Origin of the sequence: Burkholderia sp. WTPI3 (assembly GCF_021483755.1) — a bacterium.
Taxonomy (GTDB): Bacteria; Pseudomonadota; Gammaproteobacteria; order Burkholderiales; family Burkholderiaceae; genus Burkholderia.
The window spans coordinates 28,899-47,029 of sequence record NZ_JAGIXF010000060.1 but is presented as its reverse complement, the minus strand read 5'-3'; the positions used below and the strand labels follow the sequence as shown (position 1 = coordinate 47,029).

Below are 18,131 nucleotides of genomic sequence, written 5' to 3'. Positions count from 1 at the left end.
ATGTCGGCGACCAGCGTTTCGAGCAGCCGCGTATGCGGCTTGTGCGACAGGAACGACGCGAGACGCGCGCAGTAGCCGTCGTAGTCGATCCACTCGCCCTGCTCGCTCGGCTCGCAGCGATACCCGAGCCGCGCATCGACCACGATCGGCTGAGGCGCCTCGTGCTCGTGAGCATGGATGCCGATCCGCGCAGGCACCTTCAATTCGTCGACGAACACGCTCCAGCCGCGCCCGCGCAGGCGCGGCGATTCGATCGCCACGAACGGTTCGTCGAACGGCTTCATGATGCGAGCGGCGCCGCGGCGTCGAGCATGATGCGCACGAAATAGTCGGCGAAGCTGCGACGCAGGACGATCTCGAACGTATCGTCGCCGGTCGGGATCAGCGTGATCGGCGACTTGAAGTAGTGCGACTGCGCGCACTGGCCCGGCTTGAACACGCGCGGATGCAGATCGAGCGGGCAGCCGCGCGCGATCACGTCGCGCACGCGTTCGCCGCTGATTTCCACCACCGTGTAGCCGCTGCCGACGTCGACGGCCGCCGCATACAGACCCTGCACGGCCTCCGCGAGCCGGCCCTCGAGCACGCCGGCCTGCACCGGCCCGTTCGAGCGCACGAGCCACTCGTCAGGACCGAGCCACAGCACGTCGTACTCCGCGCCGCGCGCCACCGTGTTCGGCGCCGCCGGCGGCCGGCAGCCGACCACGCGCTCGAACGCGCTGACGAAGACCGGGTCGCTCAGCTCGCCGCGCACGTTCACGAGATCGAGGAACGGCCGCTCGCGCAGCGTGAACTTCTTCGATACGCGCGCCTGGTGCGGCTTCAGCACATCGGCCGCGCCGACGAGCGGCGATTCGAGCGTCACGCTCGCGCCCGCCACCGGCGTCTGGTTTCTCGTTTCATTCCACATGCTGGCGCACCCCTTCCGTATCATAGAAAACCGGGCTCGAGATCTTCGCGGTGATGCGCTTGCCGTTGGCCAGCGGAATCACGACGCTCTCGCCCATCTTGTTCAGACCGCCCTTCACCACGGCCAGCGCAATCGAGCGCTTCAGGATCGGGCTGTAATAACTCGACGTCACGTGGCCAAGCATCGGCGTCGGATCGGTCGCCGACACCTGCGTGTCCTTCGCGATGATCTGCGCGCCTTCCGGCAGCACGAACTGTTCGTCTTCGGTCAAGAGGCCGACGAACTGCTTACGGCCTTCCTTCGACGTATCCGAGCGCGACAGCGAGCGCTTGCCGAGGAAGTCCTTCGACTTCGCGACGACGCCGCCCATCCCGAGGTCGTACGGCGTGATCGACCCGTCGGTATCCTGTCCGACGATGATGTAGCCCTTCTCCGCGCGCAGCACGTGCATCGTCTCGGTGCCGTACGGCGTGATGTCGAACTCGGCACCGGCCGCCATCAGCGCTTCCCATACCGCGCGGCCCGCGTTCGCCGGCACGTTCACTTCATAGGCCAGTTCGCCCGAGAAGCTGATCCGCATCACGCGCGCCTTCGCGCCTGCGACGGTGCCGTTGCGGTAGCTCATGAACGGGAACGCATCGTTGCCGAAGTCGATGTCCTGGCACACCTTCTGCACGACCTTGCGGCTCTTCGGGCCAACCACTGCGAACGTCGCCCAGTGGTCGGTGACGGACGCGAGCCGCACCTTCATGTCGGGCCATTCGGTCTGCAGCCAGCGCTCGAGCCACGTCAGCACGCGAGCCGCGCCGCCGGTGGTGGTCGTCATCATGAAATGCTGATCGGCGAGGCGCACCGTCACGCCGTCGTCGAACACCATACCGTTTTCGTCGAGCATCAGCCCGTAGCGGCACTTGCCCACTTCGAGCTTGTTCCACGGGTTCGTGTACATCCAGTTCAGCAGCTTCACCGCGTCCGGACCCTGGATATCGATCTTGCCGAGCGTCGACGCGTCGAGGATGCCGACGCTGTTGCGCACCGCGAGGCATTCGCGCTTCACGGCCGCGTGCAGATCTTCGCCGTTTTTCGGGAAATACCAGGGCCGCTTCCAGTTGCCGACGTCTTCGAACATCGCACCGTGCTCGACGTGCCATTCATGCACGGCCGTCTTGCGGATCGGATCGAGGAAGTCGCCCGTTTCGCGGCCCGCGAACGTGCCGAACGATACCGGCGTGTAGTTCGGGCGGAACGTCGTCGTGCCCGTTTCCGGAATCGTCTTGCCGAGCGCCTGCGCGAGGATCGCCATCCCGTTGATGTTGCCGAGCTTGCCCTGATCGGTGCCGAAGCCCATCGCCGTGTAGCGCTTCACGTGCTCGACCGACTCGAAACCTTCGCGAGCGGCCAGCAGGATGTCGGCGGCGGCCACGTCGTTCTGGAAGTCGACAAACTGCTTCGGCCCGCGCGGCGCAGCCTCGCGGCTGCCGACCAGCCACAACGGCTGCAGCGCGCCTTCGACGGTTTCAGCGACCTGCGGCGCGACGGGGCGCTGCGCGGCCGTGTAGCCCGCGGCCTTCGCCGCTTCGGCGCCCGCGTCGAGCGCGAGCCGCAGCGCACGGGCGAGACCGAACTCGCCCGCGGCCGCACCGACGCTCGCCTCGGCCTGCACGGGCTTGCCCGGCAGGAAGCACGCCTTCTCGTCGTTCCAGCACGCCTTGCCGCCCGACTGCGCGAACAGGTGCAGCACCGGGCTGAAGCCGCCCGACATCGCGACGAGATCGCACGGCAACGACTGCATCTTGCCGCCCGTCTTGCCGTTCGAGTAGGACGCGACGTCGACCGACGATACGCGCCACTTGCCCGAAGCGGCCGTGACGACCGCACCGCTCATCACCGTCACGCCCTGCCGCTTTGCCGCCGCCGGCAACGCACCGTTCGACGATGCGCGCGAATCGACGATCGTCACCTTCGCGCCGCACGCTTTCAGGTCGAGCGCGGTCTGGTACGCACGATCGTTGTTCGTGAACACGACCACGTTGCGGCCCGGCAGCACGCCGAAGCGATGGATGTAGGTGGACACCGCGCCCGCGAGCATCACGCCCGGCAGGTCGTTGTTGCCGAACACGATCGGACGCTCGTGCGCGCCGGTCGCGAGGATCACGCGCTTCGCGCGGATCTTCCACAGCAGTTCGCGCGTACCCTTGCGCATCGACACCGGCTGGTGATCGGTCAGGCGTTGCGTGACCGTCACGAGGTTGTGGTCCTGGTAGCCGAACGCGGTGCTGCGCGACAGGATCGTCACGTCGGGCAACTTGCGCAGCTCGGCCTCGATCTTCTCGACCCACTGCTGCGCCGGCTTCGCGTCGATTTCCGCACGGCACGACAGCAGGCTGCCGCCGAGTTCGCGCTGGTCGTCGACGAGGATCACGCGCGCGCCTGCCGTGGCCGCCGCATGCGCGGCCGCGAGGCCCGACGGCCCGCCGCCGACCACGAGCACGTCGCAGTGCGCGTAACACTTGTCGTAGCGATCGGCGTCGAGCACTTCAGGCGCCTTGCCGAGGCCGGCGGCCTCGCGGATCTTCTCTTCGTACTTCGGCCACATGTTGCGCGGCCACATGAAGGTCTTGTAGTAGAAGCCCGCCGGCATGAAGCGCGACAGCTTCTGGTTGATCGCGTACTTGTCGTTCTCGAGCGACGGTTCGGCGTTCACGCTCGTCGCGACGAGGCCCTGGTACAGCTCGATCTCGGTCGCGCGCGCATTCGGCACCGTGTACGGGCCGGTTTCGAGCTGCACGACGGCATTCGGTTCCGCGACGTCCGCCGTCACGATCCCGCGCGGACGGTGGTACTTGAAGCTGCGCGCGACGAAATGCACGCCGTTCGCGAGCAGCGCGGATGCGAGCGTGTCGCCCTGGAAGCCCTGATACGTGCGGCCGTTGAACGTGAACGTCAACGGAATCGCGCGATTGATGCGGCCTCCGGTGCCGAGGCGGTCTTTCTGGCTCATTTGCTCGTGCCCTCTTCGTGTGCGTTGCCGGCGGCTGCGCCACTGACGGCAGCCCCACCGAACTTTTCGTAGCCCTTGATATCGTAGGTGACCGTGTCGCGCGTCACCTTGAACCAGCGGCGGCAACCCTGCGTGTGCAGCCATTGCTCGCGGTGAATTCCGCGCTTGTTCTCGCGCATGAACACGTACTCGCCCCATTCGCGGTCGGTCATGTTCTCGTTCGCAACCGGGCGCACGATGTCGGCTTCACCGCCGCACGTGAACTCGGATTCGGCGCGCGGCCCGCACCACGGACATTCGATCAGCAACATGTTTCTTTCTCCTTCAGTGCGGGGGTTAGTGCGCGACGGCGGCAGCGCCGTGTTCGTCGATCAGGTGACCCGTGTAGAAGCGGTCGAGTGCAAACGGTGCGTTCAGCGGATGCGGTTCGTCGCGGGCGATCGTGTGCGCGAACACCCAGCCCGAGCCCGGTGTCGCCTTGAAGCCGCCGGTACCCCAGCCGCAGTTGAAATACAGGCCCTTCACGTCGGTCTTGGTGATGATCGGGCAGGCGTCCGGCGACACGTCGACGATGCCGCCCCACTGGCGGTTCATCCGCACGCGCGAGAACACCGGGAACATCTCGACGATCGCCTGCAGCGTGCTTTCGATGATGTGGAAGCTGCCGCGCTGACCGAAGCCCGTGTACTGGTCGATACCCGCGCCGATCACGAGATCGCCCTTGTCGGACTGGCTGATGTACGCGTGCACCGCGTTCGACATGATCACCGAGTTGACCACCGGCTTGATCGGCTCGGACACCAGCGCCTGCAGCGGGTGGCTTTCGATCGGCAGGCGCACGCCGGCCATGTCGGCGAGCGTCGTCGTGTTGCCGGCCGCGACCACCGCGACTTTCTTCGCCTTGATGAAGCCCTTCACCGTATCGACGCCGACCACCGCGCCGCCTTCGCGGCGAATGCCTGTCACCTGGCAGTTCTGGATGATGTCGACGCCGGCGCGGTCCGCGCCGCGCGCGAAGCCCCAGGCCACCGCGTCGTGACGTGCGACGCCCGCACGGCGCTGGATCGATGCGCCGAGCACCGGGTAGCGGCTGTTCAGGTTGATCGTCGGCTCGATTTCCTTGATCTGCGCGGGCGTCAGGAATTCGGCGTCGACGCCGTTCAGCCGGTTCGCATTCACGCGACGCTCGGTGTCACGCACGTCCTGCAGCGTGTGCGCGAGGTTCATCACGCCGCGCTGGCTGAACATCACGTTGTAGTTGAGATCCTGCGACAGCCCTTCCCACAGCTTCATCGCCTTCTCGTACAGCGCGGCCGATTCGTCCCACAGGTAGTTCGAGCGCACGATCGTCGTGTTGCGCGCGGTGTTGCCGCCGCCGATCCAGCCCTTCTCGAGGATCGCGACGTTCGTGATCCCGTGCTCCTTCGCGAGGTAATACGCGGTCGCGAGGCCGTGGCCGCCGCCGCCGACGATCACGACGTCGTATTCCTTCTTCGGTTCCGGGCTCTTCCACTGCTTTTCCCAGTTCTCGTGATACGAGAGGCCGTTGCGGAACAGGCTGAATATCGAGTAGCGGCTCATGTTAGTGATCCTTCGTTAGCATTCGATGACGTTCACGGCAAGACCGCCGCGCGACGTTTCCTTGTATTTCGTCTTCATGTCCGCACCTGTCTCGCGCATCGTCTTGATGACCGAATCGAGCGACACGTAGTGCTGGCCGTTACCCTTGAGCGCCATGCGCGACGCGTTGAGCGCCTTGATCGCGCCCATCGCGTTGCGCTCGATGCACGGAATCTGCACGAGCCCGCCGACCGGGTCGCAGGTCATGCCGAGGTTGTGCTCCATGCCGATCTCGGCGGCGTTCTCGACCTGGTCGGGCGTGCCGCCCATCACCGCGGCGAGCGCGGCGGCGGCCATCGAGCACGCAACGCCCACTTCGCCCTGGCAACCGACTTCCGCACCGGAGATCGACGCGGTTTCCTTGTAGATGATCCCGATCGCCGCGGCCGTCAGCAGGAATTCGACAATCCCGGCCTCGCTCGAGCCCGGCACGAATTTCACGTAGTAGTGCAGCACGGCGGGAATCACGCCGGCCGCGCCGTTGGTGGGTGCGGTGACGACGCGGCCGCCCGCGGCGTTCTCTTCGTTGACGGCCATCGCATACAGGTTGACCCAGTCGAGCATCGACAGCGGATCGCGCAGCGACTCCTCCGAACGCGCGCGCAGGCGGCCGTTCAGTTCGGCCGCGCGGCGCTTCACGCGCATCGGGCCCGGCAGTTCGCCTTCGACCTTGCAGCCGCGCTCCACGCATGCGGCCATCGTGCGCCAGATCGCGAGCAGCCCGGCGCGCACCTCGTCGGCCGAACGCAGCGCGCTTTCGTTGCGCAGCATCAGTTCGGCGATCGACAGGCCGTGTTCGCGGCACTGGCGCATCAGGTCGTCGCCGGTGCGGAACGGATACGGCACTTCGGCCGCCGCGCGCACGCCGTTCACGCGATCGCCGTCGCGGTTCACGACGAAGCCGCCGCCGACCGAGTAATACTCTTTCTCGACGAGCAGCTGGCCGTGCTCGTCGAACGCCTGGAAGCGCATCCCGTTCGGATGCACGATGCTCGTGCCGCTCATCAGCTTGCGATAGAAGCCGATGTTTTCCTTCTCGTCGAAGCGGATCGTCTGCTTGCCGAGCAGCGACAGCGACTTCTCCGCACGGATCGCCGCGAGCCGCGGCTCGATCAGGTCCGGATCGATCGTGTCGGGCAGATGGCCCTCGAGACCGAGCAAGACGGCCTTGTCGGTGCCGTGGCCCTTGCCCGTTGCACCGAGCGAGCCGTATAGTTCGACCCGCACGCGGCGCACGAAGCCGAGCAGGTTCGCATCTTCGATATGCGACGCGAAGCGGCAGGCGGCGATCATCGGGCCGACCGTATGCGAACTGGACGGGCCGATACCGATCTTGAACAGGTCGAACGCGCTGACGTTCATCTGACTTCCTCTGGGTGGACGTACGTGAAATGTCGTTGGCATCAGTACATCAAAGCGTAAAATTGGCCGATAGAACAAAAACGGCATCGGCGTGGGACACCGCCGCCAAGCCCCGAAAAGGACGGTCCGAAAGTACGTTTTGACGATGGTTCGCGACGAAAAAGCACAAGTCGGCCGGCGATGCGCGCGCCGGCAGCCGTGCCCCCAAACTGAGTGAAACGAGTGAGACCCGCCTGCCCGGCGTGACGAGATTTACCGCGATGACACCCGACGTACCCGCTTCCCCCCTCGCCGAACCCGCGCCGCAGCGCATTCGCTTCGGCATCCTGCTGCTGCCGAATTTCACGCTGACCGCGTTCTCGGGTTTCGTCGACATGCTGCGGCTGTCGGCCGACGACGGCGACTACAGCAAGCCCGTGCGCTGCGCCTGGAGCGTGATCGGCGAAACCCTCGCGCCGGTGCGCGCAAGCTGCGGGATCCAGATCACGCCGTGGGAAACCTTCGATGCGGCCGAGCCGTTCGACTACGTGGTCGTGGTGGGCGGCCTGCTGCATTCGGGGCCGCAGGCCGGCCCCGAAACGCTCCAGTTCATCCGCCAGGCGGCGGCGGGCGGCGCGACGGTCGTCGGGATTTGCACGGGCGTGTTTACGCTGATGCGCGCGAACGTGCTCGACGGCTACCGCACCTGCGTGAGCTGGTTCCACTACTGGGATTTCATCGAGCGCTTCCCGAGCGCCGATCCCGACCTGTTGATCGCCGACCGGCTGTTCGTGATCGACCGGCGCCGGATCACGTGTTCGGGCGGCCGCGCGTCGATCGACGTCGCCGCCGCGATCCTGCTGCGCCATTTCGACCATGCGACGGTGCAGAAGGCGCTGCGTATCCTCCTCGTTGGCGAGATGCAGAAAGGCAATGCGCCGCAGCCGCATCCGCCCGGCCTCGAGCCGGCCACGCACCCGAAGGTCAAACGTGCGATTCTTCTGATGGAACAGCATGTCGGGCGCGCGCTGCCGCTCGAAGAACTCGCGGCCAAGCTCGACATGTCGACACGCCAGCTCGAGCGTCTGTTCAAGGCCGAGACGGGCAAGAGCCCGCAGGCGTTCGCGAAACAGGTGCGGCTGCGCACGGCCGCATGGCTGCTGACCAGTTCGGATCGCACCGTCGCCGATATCGCATCGAGTTGCGGGTTCGCCGACGCGTCGCACCTCGGGCGTGAATTCCGCAAGCAGTTCGGCGTGCCGCCCGCGACGTATCGCGAGCGCGGCGGAGACGTAGCGGAAGTCGCGGCGCCGGCCGTGACCGATCCCGTCGAAGACATCGCCGACTGACGCGAGACACCCTTTTTCGCTCCCTATCGCGCGCCGAACCGCGCGCGATAGCCATTTTTACCGCCAATTGGAACCGGTTCCAATCAATTTGACCGACGTTACAGCGCATTAACCGAGGGTTATCCCTGATGCTGACGCACATTCAAATTTGTATGATGACCACATCACCTTACAAACTAGAGCGTCATGTTCGAGAAAATTCCCGCCCGTGCGATGAGCGACCATGTCGCGCAGCAACTGCTCAAGCAGATCGAAGTCGGCAGTTTCTCGGCCAGCGGCAAGCTGCCGACGGAAGCCGTGCTCGCGCAGGAATTCGGCGTGAGCCGCACCGTGATCCGCGAGGCGATCTCGCGGCTGAAGAACGAAGGCGTGGTCGAGCCGCGCCAGGGCAGCGGCGTGTACGTGAACCAGCACGGCGCGATCCGGCCGCTGCGGATCGACTACGCGGAAGCGGTCGAAGCCAGCTCGCTGCCGCACCTGCTCGCTGTGCGCCGCGCGATCGAGGCTGAAGTCGCGGCCGAAGCCGCGCTGCACCACACCGACGACGACATGGCCGACATCGACGACGCGCTGCGCAGGATCGACGATGCGGTGGCCGAAGGCCGCGACGGCGTCGCGGAAGACGTCGCGTTCCACCGCACGATCGCGGCCGTCACCGGCAACCCGTATTTCCTGAAGACGCTGCAGTTCCTGAACCAGTACCTCGAAGCGGGCGTGAAGGTCACGCGGCGCAACGAAGCGACGCGCGACGACTTCTCGCGCCAGGTGCGCGACGAACACGCGGCGATCGCCGACGCGATCCGCGCGCGCGACCCGATGGCGGCACGCAACGCGGCGCGCACTCACATGTACAACGCTGCCCGACGTCTCGCGGAAGCCGGCATCTGCTGAAGCCGGCGGCGCGCGTGCGCCGCCGTTGTCCCGAACCTCTCCCGAATCGATCAAGGTTGACCATGTCACGAAATGTTGGAGTCATCGGCCTCGGCGCGATGGGCCTAGGCGTCGCGCGCTCGCTGCTGCGCGCCGGCTTTCGCGTGCACGCATGCGACGTGCGCGACACCGTGCTGCAGGCGTTCGCGGCCGAAGGCGGCGTGGCCTGCACGACGCCGGCCGAACTGGGTGCGCAGTGCGACGTCGTCGTCACGCTCGTCGTCAATGCCGCACAAACCGAAACGGTGCTGTTCGGCGAGCACGGCGCGGTCGCCGCGATGAAGCCGGGCGGCGTCGTGATCGCGAGCGCGACCGTCGCCCCCGAATTCGCCGTTGCACTCGGTGCGCGCATCGAGGCCGCGGGCCTGCAGATGCTCGATGCGCCGGTGTCCGGCGGCGCCGCGCGCGCGGCGTCGGGCGAAATGACGATGATGACATCGGGCCCCGCCGCCGCGTATGCGGGCTGCGACGACGTGCTCGCCGCGATCGCCGGCAAAGTCTATCGCCTCGGCGACACGCACGGCGTCGGCTCGAAGGTGAAGATCATCAACCAGCTGCTGGCCGGTGTGCATATCGCCGCGGCCGCCGAAGCGATGGCGCTGGGCCTGCGCGAAGGCGTGGATGCGGACGCGCTGTACGACGTGATCACGCATAGCGCCGGCAATTCGTGGATGTTCGAGAACCGCGTGCCGCACATCCTGAACGGCGACTACACGCCGCTGTCGGCCGTCGACATCTTCGTGAAGGATCTCGGCCTCGTGCTCGATACCGCGCGCCGCAGCAAGTTCCCGCTGCCGCTGTCGGCCACCGCGCACCAGATGTTCATGAGCGCGTCGAGCGCCGGCCACGGCGGCGAGGACGATTCCGCCGTGATCAAGACTTTCCCCGGCATCACGCTGCCGCCTGCCCGCTGATTCGAACGACGTTCCTGCCATGACCGCTTCCGCTTCCCGTCCCCTGCTCGGCTGCATCGCCGACGATTTCACCGGCGCGACCGATCTCGCGAACATGCTCGTCAAGAGCGGCATGCGCACCGTGCAGACGATCGGCGTGCCCGCCGACGGCGCCGCTGCCGACACGGTCATCGACGCCGACGCGATCGTCGTCGCGCTGAAGTCGCGCACGATTCCCGCCGCCGACGCCGTTGCGCAATCGCTCGCCGCCTGCGCATGGCTGCGCGCGCAGGGCTGCCGGCAATTCTTCTTCAAGTACTGCTCGACGTTCGACTCGACCGACGCGGGCAACATCGGGCCGGTGGCCGACGCGCTGCTCGATGCGACCGACGGCGGCTTCACGATCGCGTGCCCGGCGTTCCCCGAGAACGGCCGCACGATCTTCCGCGGCCACCTGTTCGTCGGCGACGTGCTGCTGAACGAATCGGGAATGGAAAACCACCCGCTCACGCCGATGCAGGACGCGAACCTCGTGCGCGTGCTCCAGCGGCAAACGACGTCGCCGGTCGGCCTGATCCGCTACGACACGATCGCGCAGGGCGCGGCTGCCGTACGTGCGCGCATCGACGCGCTGCGTGCGGACGGTGTGCGCTTCGCGATCGCCGATGCGCTGTCGGACCACGATCTCCACGTGCTCGGCGAAGCATGCGCGAGCCTGCCGCTCGTCACCGGCGGCTCGGGCATCGCGCTCGGCCTGCCGGAGAATTTCCGCCGCGCGGGGCTGCTGCCCGCGCGCGACAACGCGGCGTCGCTGCCGCGCATCGACGGGTTGTCGGCGGTGCTCGCCGGCAGCGCATCGAAGGCGACCAATGCACAGGTCGCCGTGTGGCGCGACAGCCGGCCGAGCTTCCGGATCGATCCGCTCGCGGCCTCGCGCGGCGAACCCGTCGTCGACGACGCACTGGCCTTCGCGCGCGCGCACCTGCCGCAGCCCGTGCTGATTTATGCAACGGCGACGCCCGACGAGGTGAGGGCCGTCCAGCAGGCGCTCGGCGTCGAAGCGGCCGGCCATCTCGTCGAAAGCACGCTCGCGGAGATCACCCGCGGCCTGCGCGCGCTCGGCGTGCGCAAGTTCGTCGTCGCCGGCGGCGAGACGTCCGGCGCGGTCGTGCAGGCGCTTGACGTGAAGTCGCTGCAGATCGGCGCGCAGATCGATCCGGGCGTGCCCGCCACCGCCACCATCGACGCGCAGCCGCTCGGCCTCGCGCTGAAATCCGGCAACTTCGGCACGGTGGACTTTTTCGACAAGGCGCTGCGCGCGCTGGACGGAGCCGCACGATGAGCGTCGAAGCGAAACTGCGCGAAGAAATCTGCGTCGTCGGCGCGAGCCTGTATGCGCGCGGCCATGCGGTCGGCAGCGCCGGCAACATCAGCGCGCGGCTTGCCGACGGCTGGCTGATCACGCCGACCGATGCCTGCCTCGGCCGGCTCGACCCGAACGACATCGCGAAGGTCGGCGTCGACGGCCAGCCCATATCGGGCGGCAAGCCGTCGAAGACGCTCGCGCTGCACCGCGGCATCTACGCGCGCAACACGCAAGCGAACGGCATCGTCCATACGCATTCGACGCACCTCGTCGCGCTGACGCTCGCGGGCGTGTGGCGCGACACCGACGTGCTGCCGCCGATCACGCCGTACTACGTGATGAAGGTCGGCCACATTCCGCTGATCCGCTATCGCCGCCCCGGCGACCCGGCCGTCGCGGCCGAAGTCGCCGCGCTGGCCGACCAGGTGCGCGGCGTGCTGCTCGACCGCCTCGGGCCGGTGATGTGGGGGCCGTCGGTGTCGCACGCGTCGTATGCACTCGAGGAGCTCGAGGAAACCGCGCGGCTGTGGCTGATGACGCACCCGAAGCCCGAGCCGCTGTCCGACGCGGCGCTCGACGAACTGCGCGACACCTTCGGCGCACGCTGGTAACCCGTCGCGCACGCATCCGCACCGATTCCCATGCCCGCCGTGTGCGCGGGCCCTTCCGTCAGCACACACGATCCGGCGGCGTACGCGCCGCCGGCACACGACATTCATGGAGACGACAATGACTGCATTCGATGCGGCCGCAAGCCGCTCGCCCGCCGCGCCCGCCCAAGCGGCCGAACTCGATCGCACCTACAGGAAAGTGTTCTGGCGCATCGTGCCGTTCCTGATGCTCTGCTACGTGGTCGCGTATCTCGACCGCGTCAACGTCGGCTTCGCGAAGCTGCAGATGTCGCAGGATCTCGCGTTCAGCGAAACAGTGTTCGGCCTCGGCGCCGGCATCTTCTTCCTTGGCTATTTTCTGTTCGAACTGCCAAGCAACATGCTGATGCACCGCATCGGCGCACGCATCTGGATCGCGCGGATCATGATCACGTGGGGGCTGCTGTCGGCGGTGTTCGCGTTCGTGAAGACACCGACGCAGTTCTACGTGCTGCGCTTCCTGCTCGGTCTCGCGGAAGCCGGCTTCTATCCGGGCGTGATCCTGTACCTCACGTACTGGTTCCCGTCGCATCGCCGCGCGAAGATCATCGCGGTGTTCATGTCCGCGATCCCGGTGTCGGGCATCTTCGGCAACCCGCTGTCGGGCTGGATCATGGAGCGCTTTCACGGCGGCTCGGGTTTTCACGGCTGGCAATGGATGTTCATGATCGAAGCCGTGCCGGCCGTGCTCGTCGGCATCGCGACGATCCTCTATCTCGACAACAACATCCGCAGCGCGAAGTGGCTCGACGAGCGCGAGAAGCAGTTGCTCGAAACGGAAATCGCCGCGCAGCCGCAGGAACGGCAACAGCACGGCCATTCGCTGAAGGCCGTGTTCGCCGACCCGCGCATGTGGTGGATGTCGCTGATCTACTTCGCGTTCGTCACCGGCCAGTACGGCCTGACGTTCTGGATGCCGACGCTCGTCAAATCCACCGGGATCACCGATACGTTCCAGATCGGCCTGTTGTCCGCGATTCCGTTCCTCGTCGCAATCTTCGTGATGAACCTGTTCGGCCACAGCGCGGACAAGCGCCGCGAACGCCGCTGGCACCTGATCGTGCCGGCGCTCATGGGCGCGGTCGGATTTGCGGTCGCCGCGTCGTACTCGCACAATACGGCGGTGTCGATCGTGTTCCTGTCGCTCGCGGCAGGCGGCGTGCTGACCTGCGCACCGCTGTTCTGGTCGCTGCCGACCGCGTTTCTCGCCGGCTCCGCCGCCGCCGCCGGGATCGCGATCATCAACTCGGTCGGCAACCTCGCCGGCTTCGCAAGCCCGTACGTGATCGGCTACCTGAAGGACGTCACGCACAGCACGTCGTCCGGCATGTACATGCTCGCGGCGATGCTCGTGATCGGTGCGATCGCCGTGTGGCTCACGCCCGCGAAGCTCGTGAACCGCTGACGCGCACGTCATTCGACGCGGGGCGCGACGCCCCGCCCCACTCATTCACAGGACCCGCTGCCATGCCCCGCTTCGCCGCCAACCTCTCGATGATGTACACCGAGCACGCGTTCCTCGAACGCTTCGCCGCTGCCTCCTACGACGGTTTCAAGGCCGTCGAGTACCTGTTCCCGTACGACTTCGCCGCCGGGGACATCCGTGCGCGCCTCGACGCGCACAACCTCGAACAGGCGCTGTTCAACGCGCCGCCCGGCGACTGGGCCGCCGGCGAGCGCGGGATCGCGTCGCTGCCGGGCCGCGAGGACGAGTTCCGCCGCGGCATCGACCAGGCGCTCGACTATGCGCGCGTGCTCGGCAACAGGAAGCTGCACGTGATGGCCGGCATGGTAGCGCCGGGCGCGGACCGCGCACGCCATCGCGATACCTACCTGTCGAACCTGCGGCATGCGACGCAGGCGGCTGCCGCGCACGGCATCACGATCCTGATCGAGCCGATCAACCAGCGCGACATGCCCGGCTATTTCCTGAGCCGGCAGGACGACGCGCAGGCGATCTGCGCGGAAGTCGGCGCGCCGAACCTGAAGGTGCAGTTCGACTGCTATCACTGCCAGATCGTCGAGGGCGATCTCGCGATGAAGCTCAAGCGCGATTTCGCGGGCATCGGCCACATCCAGATCGCCGGCGTGCCAGAGCGCCACGAGCCGGACATCGGCGAACTCAACTACCCGTACCTGTTCGCGCTGATCGACGCGCTCGGCTACGACGGCTGGATCGGCTGCGAATATCGCCCGAAGGCCGGCACGTCGGAAGGGCTCGGCTGGCTCAAGCCTTACCTGTAATTCAAAGCATTCGAAGAGGGCAATCCAAATGAAAGTACTGATCACGGGCGGCGCCGGCTTTCTCGGCCAGCGTCTCGCACGCAAGCTGCTCGAGCGCGGCGAACTGACCGGCCCCGACGGCCGTATCGGGAAGATCGACGAGCTGGTGCTGCTCGACGTCGTCAAGGGCAGCGATTTCGGCGACGCACGCGTGAAGTCGATCGTCGGCGACATCGCCGATCGCGCGGTGCTCGAAAGCGCGATCGACACGCAGACGAATGCGATCTTCCATCTCGCGGCGATCGTCAGCGGGCAAGCCGAAGCCGATTTCGATCTCGGCATGCGGATCAACCTCGACGCGTCGCGCGCGCTGCTCGAAGTGTGCCGCGCGCGCGGCCACCAGCCGCGCGTCGTGTTCACGAGCTCGGTCGCCGTCTACGGCGGCGTGCTGCCCGACGTCGTGCAGGACGACACCGCGCTGAACCCGCAATCGTCGTACGGCGCGGAGAAGGCGATCGCCGAGCTGCTGCTGTGCGACTACGCCCGTCGCGGCTTCGTCGACGGCCGCGTGCTGCGCCTGCCGACCATCAGCGTGCGGCCGGGCCGCCCGAACGCGGCTGCGTCGTCGTTCGCGAGCGGCATCATCCGCGAGCCGCTCAATGGCGAGGAAAGCGTGTGCCCGGTGCCGGGGTCGACGCGGCTGTGGCTGCTGTCGCCGCGCGGCGCGATCGAGGCGCTCGTCGCGGGCTGCGAGATCGACAGCGCGAAGCTCGGCAACAAGCGCGTGATCAACCTGCCCGGCCTGTCGGTGTCGGTCGACGAAATGATCGCGGCGCTGCGCGAAGTGGCCGGCGACGACGTCGTGAAGCTGATTCGCCATGCACCGGACGAGCGTGTCGAGAAGATCGTCGGCAGCTGGCCGGGCCGCTGGGACACGACGCGCGCCGAAGCGCTCGGGTTGAAGGGCGATACGTCGTTCGCGGACGTGATCCGCAGTCATATCGCCGACGAACGCGGTTGACGGTCGCGCCTGCCGCGCCCGGCCCGCAACGGGCCGCGCCGGCAGGCAGCCACATCGGGCCGCGCTGCTCAGCGCCGCCCGGTGGATTCGCCGATACGCATCGACGCGGGTTTCGCGCCGCCCGGCGGGCGTGCCGCGCCGACCGCGTGCTGCCACGCGAGCAAACCCGGCAGATAGAACAGCAGATCGCGCACCCGCCGCGCGCCGGCCAGCGCCAGACAGGTCGACGCGTCGAACCCGAGCAGGCCGCCGATCAACACGAAGCCGCCCTCCTGCACGCCGAGCCCGCCCGGCATCAGGAACGCGATGCTGCTCAGCAGCTGGATCAGCGCCTCGATCGCGAGCGCCTGCGCGAAAGTCGCATCGGTGCCGAGAAAACGCAGCGCGAGCCAGAGTTCCAGCGCATAACCGGCAAACTGCAGCGTCTGCCAGATGCCCAGATAGCGGACGACGATCCCCGTCTTTCTCCAGATCATTCGGATCGACTGATCGGTACGCGCCGATTCGCCGACCAGCGCATAGACCTTTCCGCTCGTGATGTGGTTGAGCGCGCGCATCGCCCGCTCGAACGGCCGCGCATGCTGAACCAGCGCGAACAGCAGCAGCACCGGCACCAGCGCCGCCATCCCGATCGCGAGCTGCGCGGCCACGCGCGCGGCATCGGACGACACGCGCTCGAGCACGTAGCCGATCGCGACCAGCGCGAACACCAGCTGGCTGATCAGCGTGAGCTGCATGTCGGCGACGAGGCTCGCGACGGCGGTTGCCGGCCGCACACCGGCCTGCCGCAGCAGGCTGAACGACACGATTTCGCCGCCGATCCGCGCGACCGGCAGCAACCCGTTGATCGATTCGCGGATCCAGACGATTTTCAGCATCGTCGCGAACGACGGCCGGCGCCGGCCGCGAATCAGCATCCGCCAGTCCCACGCATTCGCAAGCATCGGCAGGATATGGACGAGCGCGGCGACCAGCAGCCCGGCACCGGCCGCCTCGAGGCGGTGCAGGATATCGAGCGGATGCTCGCGCCAGATCAGCCATACCGCGATCGCCAGCCCCGCGAGCGCAGCCAGGCGGCCCGCATGCCGCAGCCGTGCGTCGCCACGCACGGACGGCGGGCGCGTACCGTCGTCGCCGGAATGCGTGTCGTGCGTCATGATTTCCCCGCCGGCGACAGCAGACCCTCGCGGTCGACGCGAAACCGTGTGCCGCGCCAGATGACGTGCGACGAAAAGAAGCTCGACACGAACACCGCGAACTGCAGCAGATCGACGAGCGGCAACCACGCCGCGCCGCTCAGCCCCGCGCCGGTTGCACGGCCCGTTTTCACCATCAGCAGCGCGCGAGCGGCGAGCGAGGCCGCCGTCAGCACGCACGCGGCCGGCGCGCCGCCGGACAGCAGCAGCGCCAGCAGCGCGAGCGGCAACGGATGCATCAGCACCGAACCGGCATGACCGATCCGGTCCGCGGCGCGGATGGTGCAACTCCAGCGCAATTCGTGCGCGTACAGCGTGGCAAACGTGTCCTCGACGCACGCGTGCCCGACCACGAACGGCGGAACGACAACCCGCGCGCCGGCCTGCCGCACCGCTTCGCCGAGCGCGTGATCTTCGGCCAGGTGATGGGCGAAGCGCGCGAGGCCGCCGATGCGTTCGAGCGTCGTGCGCGTGATCGCAATGGTCTGGCCGAAGCACGGCCGCGCGCGACCGATGAAAAGCCCGGTGATCACGCCCGGCAGAAAATGGTAGTTCGTCATCGCGACCGCGACACGAGGCCAGAAGCCCGGCGACGGGACGCCGCGATACACGCTCGTCACGATCCCGACCTCCGGCTCCTGCAACGCGCCGACGACGGCGCGCAAATAATCCCGCTCGACCAGCACGTCGCTGTCGGCGAGACAGAGCACCGCGTGCTCCGCGCGTTCGAGCATGTTGACGAGATTGGCGATCTTCCGGTTCGGCCCGTACAGCCGCGCGTCGGCGACGACCGCGATGTTCGCGTCCGGATAGCGCGCGCGCAGCGTCGCGACGGCGTCGAGCGCGGCGTCGTCCGCATCGTGCACGCCGAACAGGTGCTGAACCGGACCCGGATAGTCCTGGACGAAGAAGCTTTCAAGATGCTGTACGAGCTGCCACTCGTCGCCGTGCAGCGGCTTCGCGATGGTGACGCCCGGAAAATCGCGCGGCATCGCCGCCGCGCGGGAAAAGAACCGGCCGACCAGCACGCTGGCCACGATCGTGTACGCCGTGCCCAGCACCGCGCCGAGCCCGCAAACGACCGACATTGCCCAGGCCAGCGCGTGCGCCACATGCAGCAAGACCATGCTTCGTCCCCATGGTTTCCCGTACGACCGCGACGCCGGGACCAGCACCGCGCGCACGGGCTCATCCACACACGCGGTCGAAACGGTTGCCGTTGAGCCGGATGTAGAGAATGACCCACGCACGGTACGCGCAATCCGATGACACGGCTACCGTGCAACGATCGATCCCGCTCACGCACACGTCGCCGCACGCGAGCGCGGTCGCAAACGCAGCGTCGGCAACCTTGCGGGCCGACAGGATTGCCGTCGCGATCGCAACGACGGTCCATGCGCGAAATGTCATCGTGGTGAAAAATGCTTCGGGTACGCGCAGCGCGAGCAACGACACCAGCACGAAGCACTGGATGACCATGCCGGCCAGCGCGGCGATCAGCAGATGGGCGCGCCATCGCTCGATCGTCGAGGGTGCCATCACGAACGAACCTCCCGTGCAGTCGACCGGCGTCGATCCGGTTCGATCGACGGGTCGCGGATTCGGGGCCCCGTGTGCGGTCCGTGCCGAAC

Annotated in this window: 17 protein-coding genes; 8 read left to right on the top strand and 9 right to left on the bottom strand. The window is 67.3% G+C overall.

What is annotated here, in order from left to right; all coding sequences use genetic code 11:
* The 6 genes from J7024_RS26565 to J7024_RS26540 all read right to left on the bottom strand — a co-directional run.
* Positions 1 to 284, bottom strand: a 284-nt coding sequence (locus J7024_RS26565; RefSeq protein ID WP_234745604.1) for a dihydroneopterin aldolase, incomplete at its 3' end; no start/stop codon positions are given.
* Positions 281 to 910, bottom strand: coding sequence for a sarcosine oxidase subunit gamma (locus J7024_RS26560; protein WP_124826869.1), 630 nt, complete (start codon positions 908 to 910; stop codon positions 281 to 283). The genes J7024_RS26565 and J7024_RS26560, both read right to left, overlap by 4 nt.
* Positions 900 to 3,911 (bottom strand): sarcosine oxidase subunit alpha family protein, encoded by a 3,012-nt coding sequence (locus tag J7024_RS26555; protein WP_124826868.1) that lies wholly within the window; start codon positions 3,909 to 3,911, stop codon positions 900 to 902. Before J7024_RS26555 ends, J7024_RS26560 begins: the two co-directional genes overlap by 11 nt.
* Positions 3,908 to 4,222: a sarcosine oxidase subunit delta gene (locus tag J7024_RS26550; protein WP_124826867.1), complete on the bottom strand. Its 315-nt coding sequence runs from the start codon at positions 4,220 to 4,222 to the stop codon at positions 3,908 to 3,910. Before J7024_RS26550 ends, J7024_RS26555 begins: the two co-directional genes overlap by 4 nt.
* A 25-nt stretch (positions 4,223 to 4,247) precedes the next feature.
* Positions 4,248 to 5,492: a sarcosine oxidase subunit beta family protein gene (locus J7024_RS26545; protein WP_006480591.1), complete on the bottom strand. Its 1,245-nt coding sequence runs from the start codon at positions 5,490 to 5,492 to the stop codon at positions 4,248 to 4,250.
* Positions 5,493 to 5,507: 15 nt separating this feature from the next.
* Positions 5,508 to 6,893 carry an L-serine ammonia-lyase gene (locus tag J7024_RS26540; RefSeq protein ID WP_124826866.1) on the bottom strand — a complete coding sequence of 462 codons (1,386 nt, stop codon included), beginning with the start codon at positions 6,891 to 6,893 and terminating at the stop codon, positions 5,508 to 5,510.
* 260 nt (positions 6,894 to 7,153) lie between these two features.
* Between J7024_RS26540 and J7024_RS26535 the strand changes: the two genes are divergently transcribed.
* The 8 genes from J7024_RS26535 (at position 7,154) to denD (ending at position 15,304) form a co-directional block, all read left to right on the top strand.
* Positions 7,154 to 8,221, top strand: a complete 1,068-nt coding sequence (locus J7024_RS26535) for a GlxA family transcriptional regulator (protein WP_124826865.1) — start codon at positions 7,154 to 7,156, stop codon at positions 8,219 to 8,221.
* 186 nt (positions 8,222 to 8,407) lie between these two features.
* Positions 8,408 to 9,112 (top strand): FadR/GntR family transcriptional regulator, encoded by a 705-nt coding sequence (locus J7024_RS26530; protein ID WP_124826864.1) that lies wholly within the window; start codon positions 8,408 to 8,410, stop codon positions 9,110 to 9,112.
* Positions 9,113 to 9,126: 14 nt separating this feature from the next.
* Positions 9,127 to 10,065 carry an L-threonate dehydrogenase gene (gene ltnD / locus J7024_RS26525; protein ID WP_327796269.1) on the top strand — a complete coding sequence of 313 codons (939 nt, stop codon included), beginning with the start codon at positions 9,127 to 9,129 and terminating at the stop codon, positions 10,063 to 10,065.
* Positions 10,066 to 10,084: 19 nt separating this feature from the next.
* Positions 10,085 to 11,386 (top strand): 3-oxo-tetronate kinase, encoded by a 1,302-nt coding sequence (gene otnK, locus J7024_RS26520; RefSeq protein WP_234745603.1) that lies wholly within the window; start codon positions 10,085 to 10,087, stop codon positions 11,384 to 11,386.
* Positions 11,383 to 12,021: a 3-oxo-tetronate 4-phosphate decarboxylase gene (gene otnC / locus J7024_RS26515; protein WP_124826861.1), complete on the top strand. Its 639-nt coding sequence runs from the start codon at positions 11,383 to 11,385 to the stop codon at positions 12,019 to 12,021. Before otnK ends, otnC begins: the two co-directional genes overlap by 4 nt.
* Before the next feature lie 118 nt (positions 12,022 to 12,139).
* Entirely contained in the window at positions 12,140 to 13,465 is a 1,326-nt protein-coding gene (locus J7024_RS26510) for an MFS transporter (protein ID WP_124826860.1), read from the top strand.
* Between the two features lie 62 nt (positions 13,466 to 13,527).
* Positions 13,528 to 14,304 (top strand): 2-oxo-tetronate isomerase, encoded by a 777-nt coding sequence (gene otnI, locus J7024_RS26505; RefSeq protein ID WP_124826859.1) that lies wholly within the window; start codon positions 13,528 to 13,530, stop codon positions 14,302 to 14,304.
* Between the two features lie 28 nt (positions 14,305 to 14,332).
* On the top strand, positions 14,333 to 15,304 hold the full coding sequence (gene denD / locus J7024_RS26500) for a D-erythronate dehydrogenase (protein WP_124826858.1): 972 nt from the start codon (positions 14,333 to 14,335) through the stop codon (positions 15,302 to 15,304).
* 68 nt (positions 15,305 to 15,372) lie between these two features.
* On the opposite strand, the gene J7024_RS26495 is transcribed toward denD, so the two are convergent.
* The 3 genes from J7024_RS26495 to J7024_RS26485 all read right to left on the bottom strand — a co-directional run bounded on the left by J7024_RS26495 (position 15,373) and on the right by J7024_RS26485 (position 18,042).
* Positions 15,373 to 16,461 (bottom strand): lysylphosphatidylglycerol synthase domain-containing protein, encoded by a 1,089-nt coding sequence (locus tag J7024_RS26495; RefSeq protein WP_124826857.1) that lies wholly within the window; start codon positions 16,459 to 16,461, stop codon positions 15,373 to 15,375.
* Positions 16,458 to 17,627, bottom strand: a complete 1,170-nt coding sequence (hpnI, locus tag J7024_RS26490) for a bacteriohopanetetrol glucosamine biosynthesis glycosyltransferase HpnI (protein WP_124826856.1) — start codon at positions 17,625 to 17,627, stop codon at positions 16,458 to 16,460. The genes J7024_RS26495 and hpnI overlap by 4 nt, the downstream gene beginning before the upstream one ends.
* 61 nt (positions 17,628 to 17,688) lie before the next feature.
* Positions 17,689 to 18,042 carry a hypothetical protein gene (locus J7024_RS26485; protein ID WP_124897136.1) on the bottom strand — a complete coding sequence of 118 codons (354 nt, stop codon included), beginning with the start codon at positions 18,040 to 18,042 and terminating at the stop codon, positions 17,689 to 17,691.
* Positions 18,043 to 18,131 lie beyond the last annotated feature (89 nt).